Raw genomic sequence first — 18,415 nt, forward strand, 5'->3', positions numbered from 1 at the left:
CTACTCCGGTTTCGCGGCCGCGCCGCGCGCCAGCAGGCGCTGGTAGACCCAGCCCATGGCCACCAGCACCAGCCCGAGGCCGATGAAGGACAGGGCGCGCAGCACCCCTTCCAGATCCGCCATGTCGGAGAGAAACACCTTCAGCACGGTGGCCACCATCACCGCCGCCGAGGCCAGCCGCAGCGTGCGCGAGCCGCGCCACAGGCCGATCGCCAGCAGCACCATGCCGAACACCAGCCAGGCGGCCGAATAGGCGTACCACTCGGCCGAGGTGATGGCCTCCGGATCGAGGATCGGGCCCTGGAACAGGCGGCTCACCTCGAACGTCACATAGGCCAGCGCCAGCACCACCGCCACGCCGCGGGCCGCAAGGCGAACGCGCGGGCGCCCGATCGGCTGGAGCGCGGCGAAGGCGAGCGCCAGCACCGCCGGCAGGGCATAGGCGATGAGCAGGTCGTTGAACACCGGCCCGCCGACGCTCTCCCCGGTTGCGAACGGATTGTGCTCGCCGAGCCCGTTCAGCGCGCACACCGCCGCCAGCACCGCCACCAGATCGGAGAAGGCGCGGTAGAGCCATCGCCCGGTCACCGCCGCAAGCCGCGCGAGGCCCACCGCATAGGCGCCGTAGATGCACGCGAGCAGCCCCGTCTCGAACAGGCGCGTGCTCTCGGCATAGATGTCGCCGCCGTGGGCGAGGTGGCGCACCTCCAGCGTGGCGAGCAGCACGGCGAACACCAGCGCGAGGCATTCGTGCACCCGCCGGCTCCAGTCGTCCCCGCCCTTCGCCAGCAGCGCCGCCGCCCCGGCGAACGCCAGCATCGGCACGCCATAGCCCCACAGCAGCCAGTTGAAGATGGGCGTCGACCCCGGATCGACGCCGGCGATGGTGGGCAGCCAGATGACGCGCCCAAGCACCACCAGGGCGAGGGCAGCGGAGAACTGCCGCAGCCCGGGCAGCGGCCGCAGGGTGGAGATCCAGGCGACGCCGCAGGCCGCGAGCGCGAGGCTCACCGTCAGCCAGCCCTTCTCCAGCGCGAAGGTCAGGGCGAGGGCGAGCGCCGTCACGGCGCCGGCGGCGAACACGGTGGCGCCATGGGACCGCTCCGACCGCGACAGGCGTTCGGCGGCAACGGTGAAGGCGAAGGCCAGCGCCAGCGCCAGCGCCGCGAACGGCAGGCTGCGGTCGAGATCGGTCAGGCGCGCATAGGCGGCGATGGTCAGCAGCACCGGGCCGAGGGTGCCGGTGACCGCCCAGGCGACACGCACCTTCGCCCGCCCGGCCCGCGCCGCGCCGGCGAGGCCCGCCAGCAGCATCAGCGCGCCCATGCCGAAGCCATAGGCGAGGAAATGGCCGAGCGGCAGCCTCGCGGCTTCCGGCACGGCGCCCGCCACCGGCCCGGGCGGTGCCACGGCGGAACCCGCGTCCGGCGGGAACTCCCACAGCATCAGCAGGCCGGGCGCGAGCAGCGCCACCGAGAGAATGGCGAAAGAGAGCGCCCGCGCCCGCCACGCCAGCGCGATGAGGGAGACGCTTGCCCCCACGAACACGGCGAGCGGCCCGGCCGCCACCTCGCCGGCCGCAGCCGCAGCAGCGGCCAGCACCACCGCGCCGGCCGCGGCGATGGAGGAGACGGCATCCGGCCGCCCGTCGCCGGAGGGGCCCCAGAGCAGCCCGGGCGTGAGCAGCGCGGCGGTGAGGGCAAGCAGCACGAGGCCGAGCACGCCGGAGGCGTTCACCGCCTGCGGCACGTCGAACGCCAGCAGCGTCAGGCCCCAGGCCACGACCCCCGCGGTGGCGAGCAGCGCCAGCCACGCCCAGCGGCGCACCCGCGCCACGCCCATGGCGCTCGCCGCCACGGCGGCCACCAGCAGGGCGACGCCCCAGGCGTTCGGCTCGTCGGTGGAGATGAGGAACGGCGTCACCGCCGCGCCCACGAAGCCGAGGGCGGCCAGCGCCGGGCCGTGCAGCAGCGCCGCCAGCAGGGTCGCGACGCCGGTCGCCGCCAGCAGCACGAAGGCGAGCTGCGGCGAGATCAGATGGTACAGCTCATAGGCGGCATAGATGCTGCCGAAGGCGGTCATGGTGCCGGCGGCGGTCAGCACGCTCGGGACATGCGCGGCCGGCACGCCGGCAAACCCGTCCGTGCGGTCGCGCCGGCGCAGCCATTCGCCGCCGGCCAGCAGCACGGCCGCCAGCAGCAGGCCCAGCCCCACCCGCGCAGCGGGGCCGATGAGGTCCTGCTCCACGGCGAAGCGCACCAGGAAGACGCCGCCCAGCGCCAGGGCGAGGCCGCCTACCCAGACCGCCCAGCGCGCGCCCACCTTCTCCTCGAAGCCGGCGAGACGCTCCTTGAGCGGGACCGGCGGCGCAGGCGGCGGGGGCGGCAGTGCATCCGCGTCGGACGCCGGTGTCGCGGACGCTCCCGGCTCCGGCGCGGGCGCGTGCTGCCACGGCGCCCGCGTGCGGCCGAACGGCCATGGCGGGGGTGCGGCCGGCGCGCCGGGAGGCATCGGCGGCGGGGGCGTGGCGGGAGTGCCCGTTTCCTGCGGCTGTGACGGCGCGGCGAGGCCGTCCGGCGAGGGAACGTCGGGAACGAGCGGCGCCTGCGGCACCGGCTGCGGCGCGAAGGGCGAGCCGGACGAGGCCTCGGGCAGCGGGGCGAAGCCGGCGCGCGCGGCTGCCGCCTCCAGCAAGGCCACCTTCTCCTCCAGCAGCCGGATGCGCCCGCGATGGCCGAGGGCGAGCACGAATGCCACCAGCGCCATCACCGGAAAGGCGAGGACCGCCAGAACAAGAAGCGCCCATCCATCCATCACGCGCACCCAAGCCGGTGCGGCGGCCCAGCCCACCGCGCGGGCCAAGCCTAGGCGATGCTGCTTAAGTCCACAATTTCAAAAGAGTTTTCCACGCACGCGACGGCGGTACCATGGACACGCCACGGCGATGCTCAACCCTCGCGGAAGCGGTTGGTGACGGGATAGCGCCGGTCGCGGCCGAAGTTGCGCCCGGTCACCTTCACCCCCGGCGCGGCCTGACGACGCTTGTATTCCGCCGCCGCCAGCAGCTGCTCGACCTGAGTCACCGTGGCCGGGTCGAATCCATCGGCGATCAGGCGCGCCGCCGGCTCGTCGCGCTCCACCAGCCGCTCCAGTATGGCATCGAGCACGCCATAGGGCGGCAGGGCGTCCTCGTCCGTCTGGCCCTCGCGCAGCTCCGCGGAGGGGGGCTTGGCGATCACCCGTTCGGGAATGACGACGCCGTCCGGGCCCAGCGCCTCCGGCGGCTTCCACCGGTTGCGCAGCCGGGCGAGGCGGACCACCTGCGTCTTGTACAGGTCCTTGATGGGGTTGAAGCCGCCGTTCATGTCGCCATACAGCGTGGCGTAGCCGGTGGACATCTCCGACTTGTTGCCGGTCGTCACCACCATCGCCCCGGTGGCATTGGAGACGGCCATCAGCAGCGTGCCCCGGGCGCGCGACTGGAGATTCTCCGCCGTCACCCCCGCGGCAGGCACGTCCTCCAGCGGCGCCAGCGCGGCCATGAGGCACTCGACAGCGGGCGCAATGGGCAGCACGTCATGGCGCACGCCCAGCGCAGCGGCCGCCGCAGCAGCATCCTCGATGCTCTCCGCGGCCGTGTAGCGATACGGCAGCATGAGGGTGCGTACCCGCTTGGCCCCCAGCGCATCCACCGCAATGGCCACGCACAGGGCGCTGTCGATGCCGCCGGACAGGCCCAGCACCACGCCGGGAAAGCCGTTCTTGTTCACATAGTCGCGCAGCCCGAGCACGCAGGCGGCATAGTCCGCCTCGTCGCCCTCGATGCGGTCGGCCACGTTGGCGCCACGGCACTTCCAGCCTTCCGCCGTGCGCTCCCAGCGGGAGAGGCGCACCCGCTCCATGAAGCCGGGAAACTGCAGCGCCAGCGTGCGGTCGGGATTGAGCGCGAAGGAGGCGCCGTCGAACACCAGCTCGTCCTGCCCGCCCACCTGGTTCACGTAGAGCACCGGCAGGCGGCTTTCCACCGCGCGCGCCACCACCACGTTCTCGCGCTCGGCATAGATGGAGCGGCGATAGGGCGAGGCATTGGGCACGATCAGGATCTCGGCCCCGGTCTCGGTGAGGCATTCCACCACGTCCTCGCCCCAGATGTCCTCGCACACCGGGACACCCAGCCGCACACCCCGGAACACGATGGGCCCCGGCATGGGGCCGGGCGCGAACACGCGCTTCTCGTCGAACACGCCGTAATTGGGCAGGTCCACCTTGTGGCAGATGGCGGCGATGCCGCCCGCATCCAGCAGCAGCATGGAATTATGCAGCCGCCCCTCCTCCACCCAGGGCGAGCCCACCAGCAGCGCCGGGCCGTCCGCGCTCTCGGCCGCCAGCGCCACCACCGCCTCCATGCACGCCTGCTGGAACGCCGGCTTCAGCACCAGGTCTTCCGGCGGATAGCCGCAGATGAACAGCTCGGGAAACACCACGAGGTCCGCCCCCGCGGCGCGCGCGCTGTCCCGGGTGCGGCGGGCGAGGGCGAGATTGCCCTCGACGTCACCCACCACGGGATTGAGCTGCGCAACGGCGATGAAGAGGGTGTCGGCGGGCTCATCGCTGTTCATGGCTCAAGGTCACCTGTGGCAATGGAAGGATGAAATATCAAGAATAACAAGGTAATGCGGGCGCCGGGCGGCGCCGCGGGATCACAGCCCGAGCCGGGCCCAGAGCGCGCGTTCCTCGGCCGCCGAAACGGCGCCGTCCACCGCCGCCTGCGCCAGAGCGCCGGAGACGGAAAAACCACCGGGCTTGCGAAGCAGGAAGCCTGCAGGGCGCTGCACCAGCGGCATCAGCACCTCCTCGCCGTAGCGCGCCTTCAGGATGCCGCGCACGTCGCCCAGCCCGTCCACGAGGCCGAGCCCCACCGCCTGGGTGCCGAGCCAGAACTCGCCGGAGAACAGCGTCTCGTCGGTCTCGGTAAGGGCGTCGCCACGGCGCGAGCGCACGAGATCGACGAATACCGTGTGCAGTTCCTTCAGCAGCTGGTCGAGCCGCTCCACATCCTCCGGGCGGGTGGGTCGGAACGGGTCCAGCGTCACCTTGCGCTCGCCGGCCGTGAAGACGCGGCGCTCGATGCCCAGCTTCTCGATGGCGCGATCGAAGCCGAATCCCGCCGTCACCACGCCGATGGAGCCGACGATGGAGCAGGGATCGGCGAAGATCTCGTCGGCGGCGCAGGCGATCATGTAGCCGCCCGAGGCCGCCGCATCCTCCACGAAGGCGAACACGTGCTTGCCCTTCTCCTCCGCCAACGCGCGGATGCGGCGGAAGATGAGGTGCGACTGCACGGGCGAGCCGCCGGGCGAATTGATGAGCAGCGCCACCGCCGGCGCCGATTTCAGCGCGAACGCCTTGTCCAGCGCCTGCGCCGTGCTGGCGAGCGACATGCTGCGGCTGAAGGGCGAGGCCATGCCGATGGCGCCGGAAAGCCGCACCACCGGCACCACGGGCACGTCCTTGCGCCAGGACTTTGGCAGGATGCCGCGGGCGCGGCGCGAAATGGAGGAGAGAAAACTGTCGGCCATAGTTGAGATGTAGGGCGCGCGCGGCCCCCGCTCAAGGCGCAGGCGCCGATGGCGCGGGAACCGCTTCTCGTGCGGATGTGCCCGCGCGGACGTGTCATGTCGCGAGACGGACCCGGAAGCCCTGCCGTCCGCGACGCGGACGCTCCGCGGGCGACCGGCCCCGGTCCGGAGCGATGCCGCAACGGAAACAGATCGCGCACCCGCATGGCACCGGAAGGTCGCCTCCACGTGCCGGCAACAGAGGCAGCCCTTCGCATGCGCCCGCCGCAAGGCCGCAAGCCGTCGCGCGGCGCCCTCAGGCCGGCGGCAGGCCCTCTCCGTCGCGCAGCACGGCCTCGGCGGCCGCGGTGGGCGTGCCGTCCCGTTCCGCCAGCACCAGGCCGGGAAGCAGCGCGGGCGCGGCGCGCCGTCCCTTCACCGCCCGTACCAGCACGCGCACGGCAGGCCGGTCCGGCCGGGGATGGACCGGCAGGATCTCCGCCGCGCCGAACCGCCCGGCGAGCGCGGCCAGAAGCTCGGCCAGCGCTTCCGGCCGGTGGATGAGGCACAGCACGCCCCGTGCCGCGAGGCAGCGGTCAGCGGCGCGCACCCATTCGTCCAGCAGCGCGCCGTCGGCCATGTGGGCGCGGGCGCGCGCCGCATCGGGCGAGGTCCGGTGCCGGGCATGGGCGTTGAACGGTGGGTTGCACAGCACCAGATCGGCCGCCCCCGCCTCCGGCAGCGGCGGCCCGGAGGGGCGGCCGAGGACGCGCACGTCGCCCGTCACGACCGCGACCCGCTCGGCGAGCCCGTTGGCGGCCGCATTCTCCGATGCCAGGGCAGCGAGCTCCGGGGCGATCTCCACCAGCGTGGCCTGCGCCTGCCCCACGCGTGCCAGAAAGGCGAGGCCGGCGCTGCCCACCCCCGCACCGAGGTCCACCGCACACCGTCGGTCCACCGGGGCAAAAGCGGCAAGCAGCAGCGCATCATGGCCGACCCGATGGCCGGCGACAGGCTGCCGCAGGGTGAGTCGCCCGCCGAGAACCCGGTCCGTGGTGGTCTCGGGCGCCGGAGCGGCGGCGGACGAGGCGTCCGCGTCAGGGGGCATCGCGCAGCGCCGCGCCGAAACCGGCCTCCGTCAGCAGGCGGCGGGCGCGCGGCGCATCCTCCTCCACCACCAGCAGGCGGCGGGGCAGGACACCGATGAACCCCTCGACGGCGCTCATGTGCTGGTCGGCGATGAGATGGCCGATGCCGGCCGAGACGAACAGCGCCTCGATGGCGCCCAGAAGCACCAGATCGTTGGTCCGCACCAGCTCCTGCATCCGACTTTCGTCCATTTGTGGTGGCATGTGCGCCTGAGTGCCGCTCGCCCGGAAGCGGGCAAAGCTTGCGCGGAGCCCGTCAGCATCCCTATGGTGCGGCCCAAAGAATGACAAGCGGGAGCGTTTCTTGGCCCTGGTCCTTCCGTTCGAGCCCAATGAGCCGTCGATCGAGGCCCTCGTCGCCCTCGTGAAGGCGGACATGGAGCGCGTGAACGCCACCATCCTGGCCCGCACCGGCTCCGACGTGGCGATGATTCCGGAGGTGGCGAACCACCTCATCTCGTCCGGCGGCAAGCGCCTGCGGCCGATGCTGACGCTCGCCTGCGCGGCGGTTGCCGGCTATCGCGGCGACGGCCACGTGAAGCTCGCGGCCTCGGTGGAGTTCATGCACACCGCCACCCTCCTCCACGACGACGTGGTGGACGAGAGCGACATGCGCCGCGGCAAGCTCGCCGCCCGCAAGCTCTGGGGCAACGAGGCGAGCGTGCTGGTGGGCGACTTCCTGCTCGGCCAGGCCTTCCGGATGATGGTGGAGGTCGGTTCCATGACCTGCCTCGACATCCTCTCCACCGCCGCCTGCGTCATCGCCGAGGGCGAGGTGATGCAGCTGGCCGCCGCCAAGAACACCGCCACCTCCGAGGACGACTACCTCGCGGTGATCCGCGGCAAGACGGCCGAGCTGTTCGCCGCCGCCTGCGAGGTGGGCGCGGTGCTGGGCCAGCGGCCCAAGGCGGAGCAGGCCGCCTGCCGCTCCTACGGCATGAACCTCGGCATCGCCTTCCAGCTGGTGGACGACGCGCTGGACTACGGCGGCAACCAGGCCAAGCTCGGCAAGAATGTCGGCGACGACTTCCGCGAGGGCAAGATCACCCTTCCCGTGCTGCTCGCCTTCCGCCGCGGCGACGAGAAGGAGCGCGCCTTCTGGCAGCGCTGCCTGGAGAAGGGCGAGGCCGACGACGCCGATCTCGCCCAGGCGGTGGGGCTGATGACGCGCCACCGCGCCATCGCCGACACCATCGAGCGCGCCCGGCATTACGGCGCCATCGCCAAGGACGCGCTGGCGCTGTTCCCCAAGAGCCCGGCCAAGGATGCGCTGATCGAGGCCGTGGACTTCTGCCTCTCCCGCGCCCACTGAGGCTTCGACCCCGAGAACGGAACGGCCGGCTCCCCGGGGAGCCGGCCGTTCGCGTTTCGGAGGAGAGAGGCGTTCAGGCGTGCGCGGCGCGGCCGAACCCGGGGATGAGGGCGGCGGGCTTCAGGGCGAAGGCGCCCTCGCCGGCCAGCGCCACGACGATCTGGGCGATCACCAGGAAGGCGGGATATTCCCAGCCGCCGCCGGGGGCGGAGAAGACCCAGCCGTTGCCGGCATGGAAGTTCAGGGCGCCGAGCATGAGCGGGATCAGCAGCACCGACACCTGCCGGGCATAGACGCCCGAGATGATGAGCAGGCCGCCGATGATCTCGGCCGCGATGATCGGCAGCGCGAGGGCGGGCGGAAGACCGATCTTGCCGAGGAAGCCGGCAAAGCCGGGCACGGTGAAGACGATGACCTTCATGAGGCCGTGCGACAGCCACATGAGGCCGACGGCGAGGCGCAGGACGAAAAGGCCGTAGGGGGCGAGGCGGGTGTCAACCATGGGAGGAAACTCCGGTTTGAGGTGACACAGATCTAGCTTTTGTAACGGCGCACGGCCATACTCATAAAAACCAGATCATTTTTGCATCGGTGCAAACACCATGATCGCGTGGGACGATTTCCGGCTGGTCCAGGCCATTGCCCGCAGCGGCTCCCTCGCCGGCGCGGCGGAGCAGATGGGCGTCAACCATTCCACCGTCTTCCGCCGCCTCGGCACGCTGGAGGAGCAGCTGGGCGCCCGCCTGTTCGAGCGGGCCCGCGCCGGCTATGTCCCCACCGCCATGGGCGAGGAGATGGTGCGCCTCGCCGACCGGATGGCGGACGAGGTGCTGGCGGTGGAGCGCCGCATCACCGGGCAGGACCTGCGCCCCTCCGGCGAGCTGCGCGTGACCACCAACGACACGCTGCTGGTCCACATGCTGACGCCGCTGTTCGCCTCCTTCCGCGAGGCCTATCCCGAGATCCGGCTCGATGTGGTCATTTCCAACCAGTCGCTCAGCCTGTCCAAGCGCGACGCCGACGTGGCCATCCGCGCCAGCGACCGGCCGGGCGACACGCTCGTGGGCCGCCGCATGGCCTCCATCGCCTGGGGCATCTACGGCCGCGCCGACCGCGCCCCGCCCGCTCCCCTCGCCGCCGCCGACCTGCGGCGCCACGACTGGGTGGGATTTTCCGACAATCTCGGCGGCATCAAGCCGGCCAAATGGCTGCGCGAGCGGGTGGGCGAGGAGAAGCTGGTCTATCGCGTCAACACGGTGCTGGGGCTGGCCGAAGCGGCGGCCGAGGGCATCGGCCTTGCGGTGCTGCCCTGCTTCATCGCGGCGGTGACGCCGGGGCTGGTGCAGCTGATGGGGCCGCAGCCGGAGATGGAGTCCGGCCTGTGGCTGCTCACGCATCCCGACATCAAGGCGACGGCGCGGGTGCGCACCTTCATGGAGCATGCGGGCCGCGAGATCGGCAAGCTGCGGGGTCGCATCGAGGGCGTGGCGGCGCAAGAGGACGCGGCCTGAGGGGACGCGGCCTGAGGGGACGCGGCCTGAGGGGACGCGGCCTGCGTGGATGCCGCCCGTTCGACCCGGCGCGAGTCATAGCCGGCGCGGAGCCTGATCAGGACGTGCCCGATCGGAAATCCGCGGTGGAACGGTTGGCCTGCAGCAATGAACCAGCTCCAGACGGGCCCGAACGCCGCGTCCACAAACGCCGCGCCCACAGCAGGCGCCGCGCCAAGGAACGCCGCGGCTCGGGAGACGTGGCTATTCCGCGGAGGCTTCGGCGGGGCCCTTGGTCTTGGCCTTGGAGCGGCGGGAGGCGACCTGCGGACGATCGCCGCCGGCGCTCACGAAGTCGCACCACATGGTCTGCACGCCGGAGAGCGAGCCGCGGAACGTGCCCGGCCCGGTCTTCACCAGGTCGAAGCAGGGCTCGAAGGTCATGCCCTTCACGAAGCCGCAGACATTCTCGCCACGCACCCGCAGCGTGTTGGCCGGCAGGCGGACGAAACGCGGCTCCGCGTCGCGCAGGGTGATGAGGCCGGCGACCGAGCCGTCCGGATAGACGCGCCCCGCCCCCTTCGATCCCTCGAAGCAGTTGAACGAGAACAAACGGCCGATGACGAACTCGCGCGCCTGCTGGGCCGAGAGCTGCTGGGCTGCTGCCGGCGCCGAAGCAAGCGCGGCACAGCCGAAGGCCGCGAGAAGAATGCTGCGCATGGCTTGTTCGCGAATACCTGTTCGTGTTGTCCCACGTTGCGCAGACACCCCCTGTCCCTGTCAAGAGTCGGGAACAGCAGGTGAACACGGAACGCCCCCCGCCGAAGCGGATTTTGCCCGACCGTGCCTTCCGGGCCGCGGTCGGCCAGACTCACGCCGGAACCGGCGCGCGGTGCACAGGGCGCTCCTTGATGGGCAGATTGATGGCGGCGGAGGCGAAGGACAGCGCGACCGATAGCCACCACACCCAGTCATAGCTGCCGGTGCGCTCATAGAGAATGCCGCCCAGCCACACGCCGAGGAAGCCGCCCACCTGATGGGAGAAGAAGGCGAAGCCGTACAGCATCGCCATGTAGCGCGTGCCGAACATCAGCATGACGAGGCCCGAGGTGGGCGGCACGGTGGACAGCCACAGGAAGCCCATGGCAGCGCCGAACACGTAGCAGCTCATGGGCGTCACGGGCGCGAGCACGAACGCGATGATGGCCACGCCGCGCCCGAAATAGATCCACGCCAGCAGCCACTTGCGCGACATGCGGGTCGACAGGTAGCCGGCGGTGAGCGAGCCGAGGATGTTGAACAGGCCGATCAGCGCCAGCGTGTAGGCGCCGACCGAAAGGGTCATCCCCTTGTCCACCAGGAACGCCGGCATGTGCACGGTGACGAACGCCAGCTGGAAGCCGCAGGTGAAGAAGCCCAGCACCAGCATCACATAGCTCGGGTGCCGCAGCGCCTCGCTCAGGGCGGCGCCGATGCTCTGCTGCGGGGCCGCGGGGCCGGCATGGGCGGGCGCCACGCGGCGGGTCGCGAGGGCGAAGGAGAAGGGCATCACCAGCAGCAGGCAGGCGGCGAAGACGAGCAGCGTCTCGTGCCAGCCGATGCTGTCCATGAGCCCGCGCGCCAGCGGGGGAAACAGGAACTGCCCGAACGAGCCGGCCGCCGTGGCGGCGCCGAAGCCGAGCGACTTCCATTCGTTGGGCAGCAGCTTGCCGAACGCCGCGAGCACCAGGTTGAACGAGGCGGCGGACAGGCCGAACCCCACCATCACGCCGGCGCTCAGGTGCAGCAGGCCCGGCGAGCTCGCGAACGCCATCAGCGCCAGGCCGGCGGCATAGAGCAGCGCGCCGGCGCACAGAACGCGCACGATGCCGAAGCGGTCGGCGACGGCGCCCGCGAAGGGAGACCCGAGGCCCCACAGGAGGTTCTGAACCGCCACCGCGAGGCCGAACACGTCGCGTCCCCAGCCGTATTCCTGCGACATGGGCAAGAGGAACAGGCTGAAGACCGAGCGCGGGCCGAAGGTGATGAGCGCCACCGCGCAGCCGGCGATGACGATGGCGACGACAGGCATCGCGCTGCGCGCTCCTTCGGAGGGCGCCGGGGACGTGGCGGACATGAACCGACTCGCTGTGCTGCTGCGCCGCTGCGGCGCGTTTCACAGACAGTCTATGGGATCAGTCCACACCTGCGTAAATCAATCTTCGTCACATGACCCATCAGGGAACCTCATGGGTCGCGGGACGGCCGGAGCCCGGCCGTCCCCGGAACGCCCGTCAGCCGCGGCGGGGGCCGTCGCCATGCGGCCCCTTCGGGCCATGCATGCCGCGAAACTGCTGGTGCAGCAGCGCGTTCAGGCGGTGCTTCTGGGCATCGTCCAGCGTCTTGTAGAGCGGGTCCGCCGCATCGGCGATCTTGCGCAGGTCGGCCGCGCCGGCGTCCATACGGGTCGCCATGGCCCGCATGCGCGCGATGGGATCGGGCGCCGTGCTGGCCTGGCGGGCGGCCTCGCGGGCGGCGCGGGCCTGGTCGCGGCGGGCGGCGCGATCCTTGGCCACATCCTTCAGCGCGGTCTCGACGCCGGGCCACAGCTTTTCCTGATCAGGGGTCAGCTTCAGCGCGGTCTTCAGCGCGGCGATGCGGGCGTCGGTGAGGATGGCGCGGTCCTCGGCGCTCGGCTGCCAGCGGGCGGCGCGCTCGGCGCCGGGGCCGTTGCCGGGGCCCGCGCCAGTGCCGGGATTGGCGGCAAAGGTGGCCGCAGAGCCAGCGATGAGCGCAGCGGCGGTGGCGGCAATGACGGCACGTTTCATGTCAGGTCCTCCTTCAAGGGACGATGAGGAGAATTGAGCGGCGCGCCCCTGCAAACAACTTAAACTTCTGTAATTGGCATCTGGTTACAAGTGATTACAAATGGAAACTTCCGGATACAGGAACCAGTTCCGCGAAAACATTTGTGGCGACAAGTTGTCCTTTACGTATTTTCCCCGAGGAGGACCTGTCGCGCAAGCGCGTGCACCTCCCCGCTGCCGGCGCGATAGCCCCGCCGCTCCATCTCGCAGCGCCACGCGCCAGTGCCGCCGGAGATGCGGTAGAGGCAATAGCCGCCGGGCCCGCGCTCGGAGTCCGGGCCCGCCGAGGCTGAGGGAACGCCCACCACCGGGATCGGCCCCGCCGCACCCGCCACGCTGCCCAACGAGGCGCGGTGATCGTGCCCGTGCAGGACCAGCTCGGCGCCGGCCTCCGCCAGCACGGCCCGCACCCGCGCCGCGTCGCGCAGGTCACGGTGGAACGGGCGCTCGCCCACCGGCGAATGGTGGATCATCACCACGCGGAACAGCCCTTCCTCGCCCAGCGCGGCGAGCAGCCGGGAGAGCCGCTCCAGCTGGCCGCGCCCGGCCTCGCCGCTGGCGAGGAACACCGCGGTCGGGACCGCGGTGGACACGCCCACCACCGCCACCGGCCCGCGCCGCCGCACGTACGGGAAGGCGTCCACGTCCACCGGCGTGTGGGGATGGCTGTCGTCGCCGGCGAGGAACGGCGCCCAGTGCTCCAGATGATAGTGCATCGCCGAGCGCACATAGGCGTCGTGGTTGCCGGGCACCACGCTGACGTCCCGGGCCTCGCCGAGGGCGGCAAGGAAGGTGGCGCCTGTGTCGAATTCCGCCGGCAGGCTCACGTTCACGAGGTCGCCGGTGACGCAGATGTGGTCCGGCGCCTGGTCCTGCAGGTCGGCCATGAGGGGCGCCAGCGTCGCCTGGCCGAAATTGCGCCGCCGCGCGCCGATCCAGTTCATCATGCCGAAGAAGCGCTTGCCCAGCAGCTCCGAGATCCGGGCCTCGGGAATCGGCCCCAGATGGGGATCGGACAGATGGGCGATCACGAACATGAGGCAGACCTCGCACCGGCTCACACGCGGCGCTTATAGCAGATCGCGCCGGACGCGCGCGGCATCGGCCGGCCCCGCCCGGCGGCGGAAGGGCGCGGCGCACACGCGAAAGTTCATGTTGCGTTCGCGCCCGCACACGGGCGATGGTGCGGCGCGAACCGACCGGTCACCGAGCGAGCCGTCTCCCGTGCGCAAAGCCTTCCTCTCCGCGCTCAGCGCGTTGCTTCTCTCCGGCATCCATCCGTCCCTGGCCACGGCGGCGCAGGTGAGCCTGCGCGGCTCCGAGATCCTCGTGGACGGCAAGCCGTTCGTTCCGATGGGCGCGAGCGGCGTCGAGCGGCTGGTCGAGCTGAAGGCGCTGGGGGCCAACGTGCTGCGCACCTACGGGCAGGAGCCGGGAGAGATCCTCGACGCCGCCCAGCGCGCCGGGCTGAAGGTGATCGTGGGATTCTGGCTCGGCCACCCGCGGCTCGGCTTCGACTACGCCAATCGCGCGGCCGTGGCCCAGCAGCTCGAGGCGCTGCGCCACATGGTGGATCGCTACCACTCCCACCCGGCCCTGCTCATGTGGGGCATCGGCAACGAGGTGGAGGTGGACCTCACCCCCGAGGAGGCCATGGTGGTGTGGCCGGCCATCGAGGAGGCGGCGAAGCTGGCGAAGACGCTGGATGGCCAGCACCCCACCATGGCGGTGGTGGCGGAGGTGGGGAACGGCAAGGCCGAGCTGGTGAAGCGCCTTGCCCCCAGCATCGACGTTCTGGGCATCAACGGCTATGGCGACGGACTGCTCACCTCTGCCAAGCGGGCGCGGGCGCAGGGCTGGACCGGCCCCGTCATCATCACCGAGATGGGTGCCCTCGGCCATTGGGACGCCCCGATGACCGAGTGGGGCGCGCCGGTGGAGCTCACCTCCACCCAGAAGGCCGACCGGGTGAAGCGCTACCTGACGACCGCCCGCCAGGCGGGCGTGGGCGCCATTCCCTTCCTGTGGGGCCAGAAGCAGGAAGTGACCCCCACCTGGTACTCCCTGCTGCTGCCGACCGGCGAATGGACGCAGACCGTGGGCGAGATGGCCGAGGTGTGGGGCGGGCAGGTGCCGGGCGCCCCCAATCGCGCGCCGCGCATCGTCTCCCTCGCCTTCGCCGGGCCGGCGCGCTTCGGCATCGAGGGCGAGACCCAGGCGCGGCTGGTGGCGACCGACCCGGACGGCGACCCGCTGAAGGTGGACTGGCAGATCATGGCCGAGACGCAGGTGCGCAGCGTCGGCGGCGATCCCGAGCCGGTGCCGCCGAGCTTCCCCTCCGGCCTGCGCGAGCCTTCCCCCACAGGCGTGCGCGTCGCCGGCCTGCAACCGGGCGCCTACCGCCTGTTCGTGACGGTGCGGGACGGCCGCGGCGCTGCCGCCACCGGCAACCTGCCGTTCCAGGTGCAGTAGCCCCTTCTTTCAGCTTGAGACTTTCCGGAGGACTGGATGCCGAAGATCGACCGGCTCATGGTGGGCGAGGCCCTCGTGGGCGACGGCAACGAGGTGGCCCATATCGACCTCATCCTCGGCCCGCGCGGCTCCTCGGCCGAAACCGCGTTCGTCAACGCCCTCACCAACAACAAGGACGGCTTCACCGCCTTGCTCGCGGTGGTGGAGCCGAACCTGATGGCCAAGCCCTCCACGGTTCTGTTCAACAAGGTGACCATCCGCGATGCCCGCCAGGCGGTGCAGATGTTCGGCCCGGCGCAATATGCGGTCGCCAAGGCGGTGACCGACTGCGTGGCCGAAGGCATCATCCCGGTGGAGGAAGCGGACGACATCTTCATCTGCGTCGGCGTCTTCATCCACTGGGATGCCACGGACGACGCGAAGATCCAGGCCTTCAACCACGAGGCGACGCGCCTCGCCATCCAGCGCGCGGTGACCGGATCGCCCCGCCCGCAGGAGGTGCTGGAGCGCGTCGGCAGCGCCCGCCACCCGTTCGCCGCGGGGTAAGGAGCGGTCTCGGCGGGCCGACCCGCGGACGGACGGCGGAGGGCGCTCCTCTTGGGCGCGAAGTCCTCTTGGACGGCGGCGCTTCTCCTAGGGATATGCGGGGAGCCGGCTTGCGACGGGGATATCGGCAGCGCCGGCCCGCCGTGAGCCGGTTTCGGCCGACCGGGATGCGCGCTCGCCGCCGCTCGGGCGCGTTGGCTGCCCCTGCCCGCCCGGGCAAGCGCACCCGCCAAAAAAGAAGCCGGCGGAGCCGGCCTTCTGGAGAACGATGACGCCGGCGTTCTCGTCGCCCGGCGGCCGTATGTCGGCGCGCGGCAGTCCGCGCGGGGTCAGCCCTTGATCTGGGCGACCAGGTCCTTGGCGAACCAGCTTCCCGTTCCGGCCAAAACCGCGCCGAACACGAACGCCAGCGCCGGCCAGTGGGCGCCGGCGAGGCACAGGCCCATGACCAGGCCCGAAAGGGCGCAAGACATGGCCACCACCAGCACTGCCGCTCCCTGCCGCGCCATCTCGTCTCCTGCGGCGATGCTGGTCGCCGCCGCGCGCCCAATGGGCTGGCGCGCATGCCCGTTCCGATTGAAGTCCACCCTTTGTCCTCCCGGTCCCCGGTACCCCAGGGTTGTGTGTTTGGACGCTGAGTAAAGCAGAAAACGCGGCGGTGAACACCCTCTTTGTCATTTTGCGAAAAGGATAATGGCTCGAAGCATTTACGCTGGGTCAGATCGGCCGGGGCCGCAAACCCCGCGCCGGAGCCGGGTGCCGCCCTATTCGGCGAACACCCGGTCGCGTCCGCGCCGGAGGGTCGGCAGCACCGCGGCGCACAGGATGACGACCGCCACCGCGAGCAAGGCGGCGCTCAGCGGCCGCTCGATGACACCGAGCAGGCTGCCCCGCGACATCAGCAGCGCGCGCCGCAGGTTGTCCTCCATCAGCTTGCCCAGCACGAAGCCGAGCAGCATCGGCGCCGGCTCGAACCCCAGCTTGATGAACAGGTAGCCCACCAGCGCGAAGGCGGCGGTGACCAGCAGGTCCAGGGGCGAATTGTTGATGGAATAGATGCCGATGCACGAGAAGATGAGGATGGTGGGAAACAGCAGCCGGTAGGGGATGCGCAGCAGCCGCACCCAGATGCCGATCATCGGCAGGTTGATGACCAGCAGCATCAGGTTGCCGATCCACATGGAGGTGATCATGCCCCAGAACAGGTCGGGGTTCTTGGTCATGACCTGCGGGCCGGGAATGATGCCCTGGATGGTCATGGCGCCCACCATCAGCGCCATCACGGCATTGGGGGGCACGCCCAGCGTCAGCAGCGGGATGAAGGAGGTCTGCGCCCCCGCGTTGTTGGCGCTCTCCGGGCCCGCCACCGCCTCGATGGCCCCGCGGCCGAACCGCTGCGGTGTCCGCGAGAGCCGCTTCTCCAGCGTGTAGGAGGCGAACGGGCCGAGCACGGCCCCGTTTCCGGGCAGGATGCCGAGGATGGCGCCCACGATGGTCCCCCGCACCACCGGCAGGGCCGATTCGCGAAAATCCTCCCGCGAGGGCATCAGCCGGCCGATGGGCTTGGCGACCAGATCGCGCTTCTCGTCGATGCCGAGATTGCGCAGCACCTCGGCGAACCCGAACACGCCCATGGCGAGGATCGCGAAGTCGATCCCGTCCGAGAGCGGCGCGAAGCCGAAGGTCAGGCGGTCCTGCCCGGTCTCGAGGTCGGTGCCCACGGTGGCGAGCAGCAGGCCGAGGAAGATCATGGCCATGGCCTTCAGGAGCGAGCCGTGGGCCAGCACCACCGCGAACACCAGGCCCATGACCATCAGCGAGAAATATTCCGCCGGCCCGAACAGCAGCGCCATGCGCGTCAGCGGCACGGCCAGCGCCGCGATCACCACCGTCGCCACGCAGCCGGCGAAGAAGGAGCCGATGGCGGCGATGCCCAGCGCCGCCCCCGCCCGCCCCTGCTTGGCCATCTCGTGCCCGTCGATGGCGGTGACCACGGAGGTCGCCTCGCCGGGAATGTTGACCAGGATCGCCGTGGTCGAGCCGCCGTACTGCGCGCCGTAGTAGATGCCCGCCAGCATGATGAGGGCGCCGGTGGGCGGCAGGCCGAAGGTGATCGGCAGCAGCATGGTGATGGTGGCGATGGGCCCCACGCCCGGCAGCACGCCGATCAGCGTGCCCACCAGGCAGCCGACGAAGCACAGCAGGATGTTGGTGGGCAGCGGCACCGTGCCGATGAGCGGCAGATGGACGTCAGCGAGGTTGAGGACGGTGGCGAAGCCGAGACCGAGGTTGGCGAGGATGTCCATCGTTCCTCACAGATAAAGCACGCCGGGGATGACGAGGACGGGCATCGGCAGCTGCAGCAGGTAGCGGAACAGCCCGATGCTGACGAGGGTCATGCCGATGGCATAGAGGATGAGCTCGCCGAAGCGCGTATCGGAGGCCGCCGCCCCGCTGATGATCGCCAGCAGCGGCCCCGCCACCAGCAGCCCGGCGGAGCGCACCGTCAGCGCGAAGGCGATGATGCCGCCGATGACGAACACCGGCCCGCGCAGTCCGCTCCGGTCGAGGAAGGTGGAGCGCCGCGCCGCGAGGATGACGAGGACCACCATCAGCGCCAGATAGAGGACGCAGAAGACGAAGCCCACTGCCGGCCACCCGAAGGGCGCCTGCGGCAGCAGCGAGGCGATGCCGAGCGCGGCCGCCCCGAGGGCCAGGATCACCAGCACGCCGCTGAAATCGGCGAGCTCGATCCGCGCCCCGTCCTGGAAGCAGGCGTTGACGCACATGAACAGCCCGAAGCAGGTGAGGCAGACCACCAGGAAGCGCGGCACGAGGCCCGGCCCCATGGCGGTGAGACGGCCCACGTCGAGGTCGGACGTGCCGAGCCAGCCGACCACGGCGAAGCCGATGAGCACGAGGCCGGCCGCGAAGTTCTGCGGATCACGGATAAGGGACGCCCGGACACGGGGCGGCGTGAGGTCCATCGGAAGTCTCCGAACATGTGCCAGGGTGTCGACGCCCGCCGGTCGGGAGACGCCGC

17 protein-coding genes are annotated in these 18,415 nt (G+C 71.0%); 4 read left to right on the forward strand and 13 right to left on the reverse strand.

The window, feature by feature from the left end; all coding sequences use genetic code 11:
* From V5F49_RS03775 to V5F49_RS03795, 5 genes are all read right to left on the reverse strand, one after another.
* On the reverse strand, window positions 1-2,814 hold the full coding sequence (locus tag V5F49_RS03775) for a DUF2339 domain-containing protein (RefSeq protein WP_394114516.1): 2,814 nt from the start codon (window positions 2,812-2,814) through the stop codon (window positions 1-3).
* Between the two features lie 134 nt (window positions 2,815-2,948).
* Window positions 2,949-4,619, reverse strand: coding sequence for an NAD+ synthase (locus V5F49_RS03780; protein WP_394114515.1), 1,671 nt, complete (start codon window positions 4,617-4,619; stop codon window positions 2,949-2,951).
* An 81-nt stretch (window positions 4,620-4,700) separates the two neighbouring features.
* Window positions 4,701-5,579, reverse strand: coding sequence for a S49 family peptidase (locus V5F49_RS03785; protein ID WP_394114514.1), 879 nt, complete (start codon window positions 5,577-5,579; stop codon window positions 4,701-4,703).
* 295 nt (window positions 5,580-5,874) lie between these two features.
* Window positions 5,875-6,666, reverse strand: a complete 792-nt coding sequence (locus V5F49_RS03790; RefSeq protein WP_394114513.1) for a tRNA1(Val) (adenine(37)-N6)-methyltransferase — start codon at window positions 6,664-6,666, stop codon at window positions 5,875-5,877.
* Window positions 6,656-6,883, reverse strand: a complete 228-nt coding sequence (locus V5F49_RS03795) for a putative signal transducing protein (RefSeq protein WP_394114512.1) — start codon at window positions 6,881-6,883, stop codon at window positions 6,656-6,658. The genes V5F49_RS03790 and V5F49_RS03795 overlap by 11 nt, the downstream gene beginning before the upstream one ends.
* A 127-nt stretch (window positions 6,884-7,010) precedes the next feature.
* On the opposite strand from V5F49_RS03795, the gene V5F49_RS03800 reads away from it, so the two are divergent.
* Window positions 7,011-8,018 carry a polyprenyl synthetase family protein gene (locus V5F49_RS03800; protein WP_394114511.1) on the forward strand — a complete coding sequence of 336 codons (1,008 nt, stop codon included), beginning with the start codon at window positions 7,011-7,013 and terminating at the stop codon, window positions 8,016-8,018.
* A gap of 73 nt (window positions 8,019-8,091) precedes the next feature.
* Here V5F49_RS03800 and V5F49_RS03805 read toward each other — a convergent pair whose 3' ends face one another.
* Window positions 8,092-8,520 carry a DoxX family protein gene (locus tag V5F49_RS03805; protein WP_394114510.1) on the reverse strand — a complete coding sequence of 143 codons (429 nt, stop codon included), beginning with the start codon at window positions 8,518-8,520 and terminating at the stop codon, window positions 8,092-8,094.
* A gap of 100 nt (window positions 8,521-8,620) precedes the next feature.
* Here V5F49_RS03805 and V5F49_RS03810 point away from each other — a divergent pair, with 100 nt between their 5' ends.
* Complete coding sequence (locus V5F49_RS03810) at window positions 8,621-9,529, forward strand: LysR family transcriptional regulator (protein ID WP_394114509.1); 909 nt, start codon at window positions 8,621-8,623, stop codon at window positions 9,527-9,529.
* A 243-nt stretch (window positions 9,530-9,772) separates the two neighbouring features.
* On the opposite strand, the gene V5F49_RS03815 is transcribed toward V5F49_RS03810, so the two are convergent.
* The 4 genes from V5F49_RS03815 to V5F49_RS03830 form a co-directional block, all read right to left on the reverse strand.
* A complete protein-coding gene (locus V5F49_RS03815) occupies window positions 9,773-10,228 on the reverse strand; it encodes a hypothetical protein (protein ID WP_394114508.1) in 456 nt (151 codons plus the stop codon).
* Between the two features lie 151 nt (window positions 10,229-10,379).
* Window positions 10,380-11,624 carry an MFS transporter gene (locus tag V5F49_RS03820; RefSeq protein ID WP_394114507.1) on the reverse strand — a complete coding sequence of 415 codons (1,245 nt, stop codon included), beginning with the start codon at window positions 11,622-11,624 and terminating at the stop codon, window positions 10,380-10,382.
* A gap of 157 nt (window positions 11,625-11,781) precedes the next feature.
* The gene (locus V5F49_RS03825; protein ID WP_394114506.1) at window positions 11,782-12,315 is read right to left on the reverse strand and encodes a Spy/CpxP family protein refolding chaperone; all 534 of its coding nucleotides are present in this window, start codon (window positions 12,313-12,315) and stop codon (window positions 11,782-11,784) included.
* A gap of 161 nt (window positions 12,316-12,476) precedes the next feature.
* A complete protein-coding gene (locus V5F49_RS03830) occupies window positions 12,477-13,391 on the reverse strand; it encodes a metallophosphoesterase family protein (protein ID WP_394114505.1) in 915 nt (304 codons plus the stop codon).
* A 187-nt stretch (window positions 13,392-13,578) separates the two neighbouring features.
* On the opposite strand from V5F49_RS03830, the gene V5F49_RS03835 reads away from it, so the two are divergent.
* The gene (locus tag V5F49_RS03835) at window positions 13,579-14,826 is read left to right on the forward strand and encodes a glycoside hydrolase 5 family protein (RefSeq protein WP_394114504.1); all 1,248 of its coding nucleotides are present in this window, start codon (window positions 13,579-13,581) and stop codon (window positions 14,824-14,826) included.
* Window positions 14,827-14,862: 36 nt separating this feature from the next.
* Complete coding sequence (gene fae, locus V5F49_RS03840) at window positions 14,863-15,372, forward strand: formaldehyde-activating enzyme (RefSeq protein ID WP_394114503.1); 510 nt, start codon at window positions 14,863-14,865, stop codon at window positions 15,370-15,372.
* A gap of 329 nt (window positions 15,373-15,701) precedes the next feature.
* Here fae and V5F49_RS03845 read toward each other — a convergent pair whose 3' ends face one another.
* The 3 genes from V5F49_RS03845 to V5F49_RS03855 form a co-directional block, all read right to left on the reverse strand.
* Window positions 15,702-15,959 carry a hypothetical protein gene (locus tag V5F49_RS03845; protein ID WP_394114502.1) on the reverse strand — a complete coding sequence of 86 codons (258 nt, stop codon included), beginning with the start codon at window positions 15,957-15,959 and terminating at the stop codon, window positions 15,702-15,704.
* Between the two features lie 177 nt (window positions 15,960-16,136).
* Entirely contained in the window at window positions 16,137-17,678 is a 1,542-nt protein-coding gene (locus V5F49_RS03850) for a tripartite tricarboxylate transporter permease (protein ID WP_394114501.1), read from the reverse strand.
* Between the two features lie 6 nt (window positions 17,679-17,684).
* Complete coding sequence (locus V5F49_RS03855) at window positions 17,685-18,359, reverse strand: tripartite tricarboxylate transporter TctB family protein (protein ID WP_394114500.1); 675 nt, start codon at window positions 18,357-18,359, stop codon at window positions 17,685-17,687.
* Window positions 18,360-18,415: the final 56 nt, after the last annotated feature.

The organism is Xanthobacter lutulentifluminis, assembly GCF_043194675.2.
Classification (GTDB): Bacteria; Pseudomonadota; Alphaproteobacteria; order Rhizobiales; family Xanthobacteraceae; genus Xanthobacter.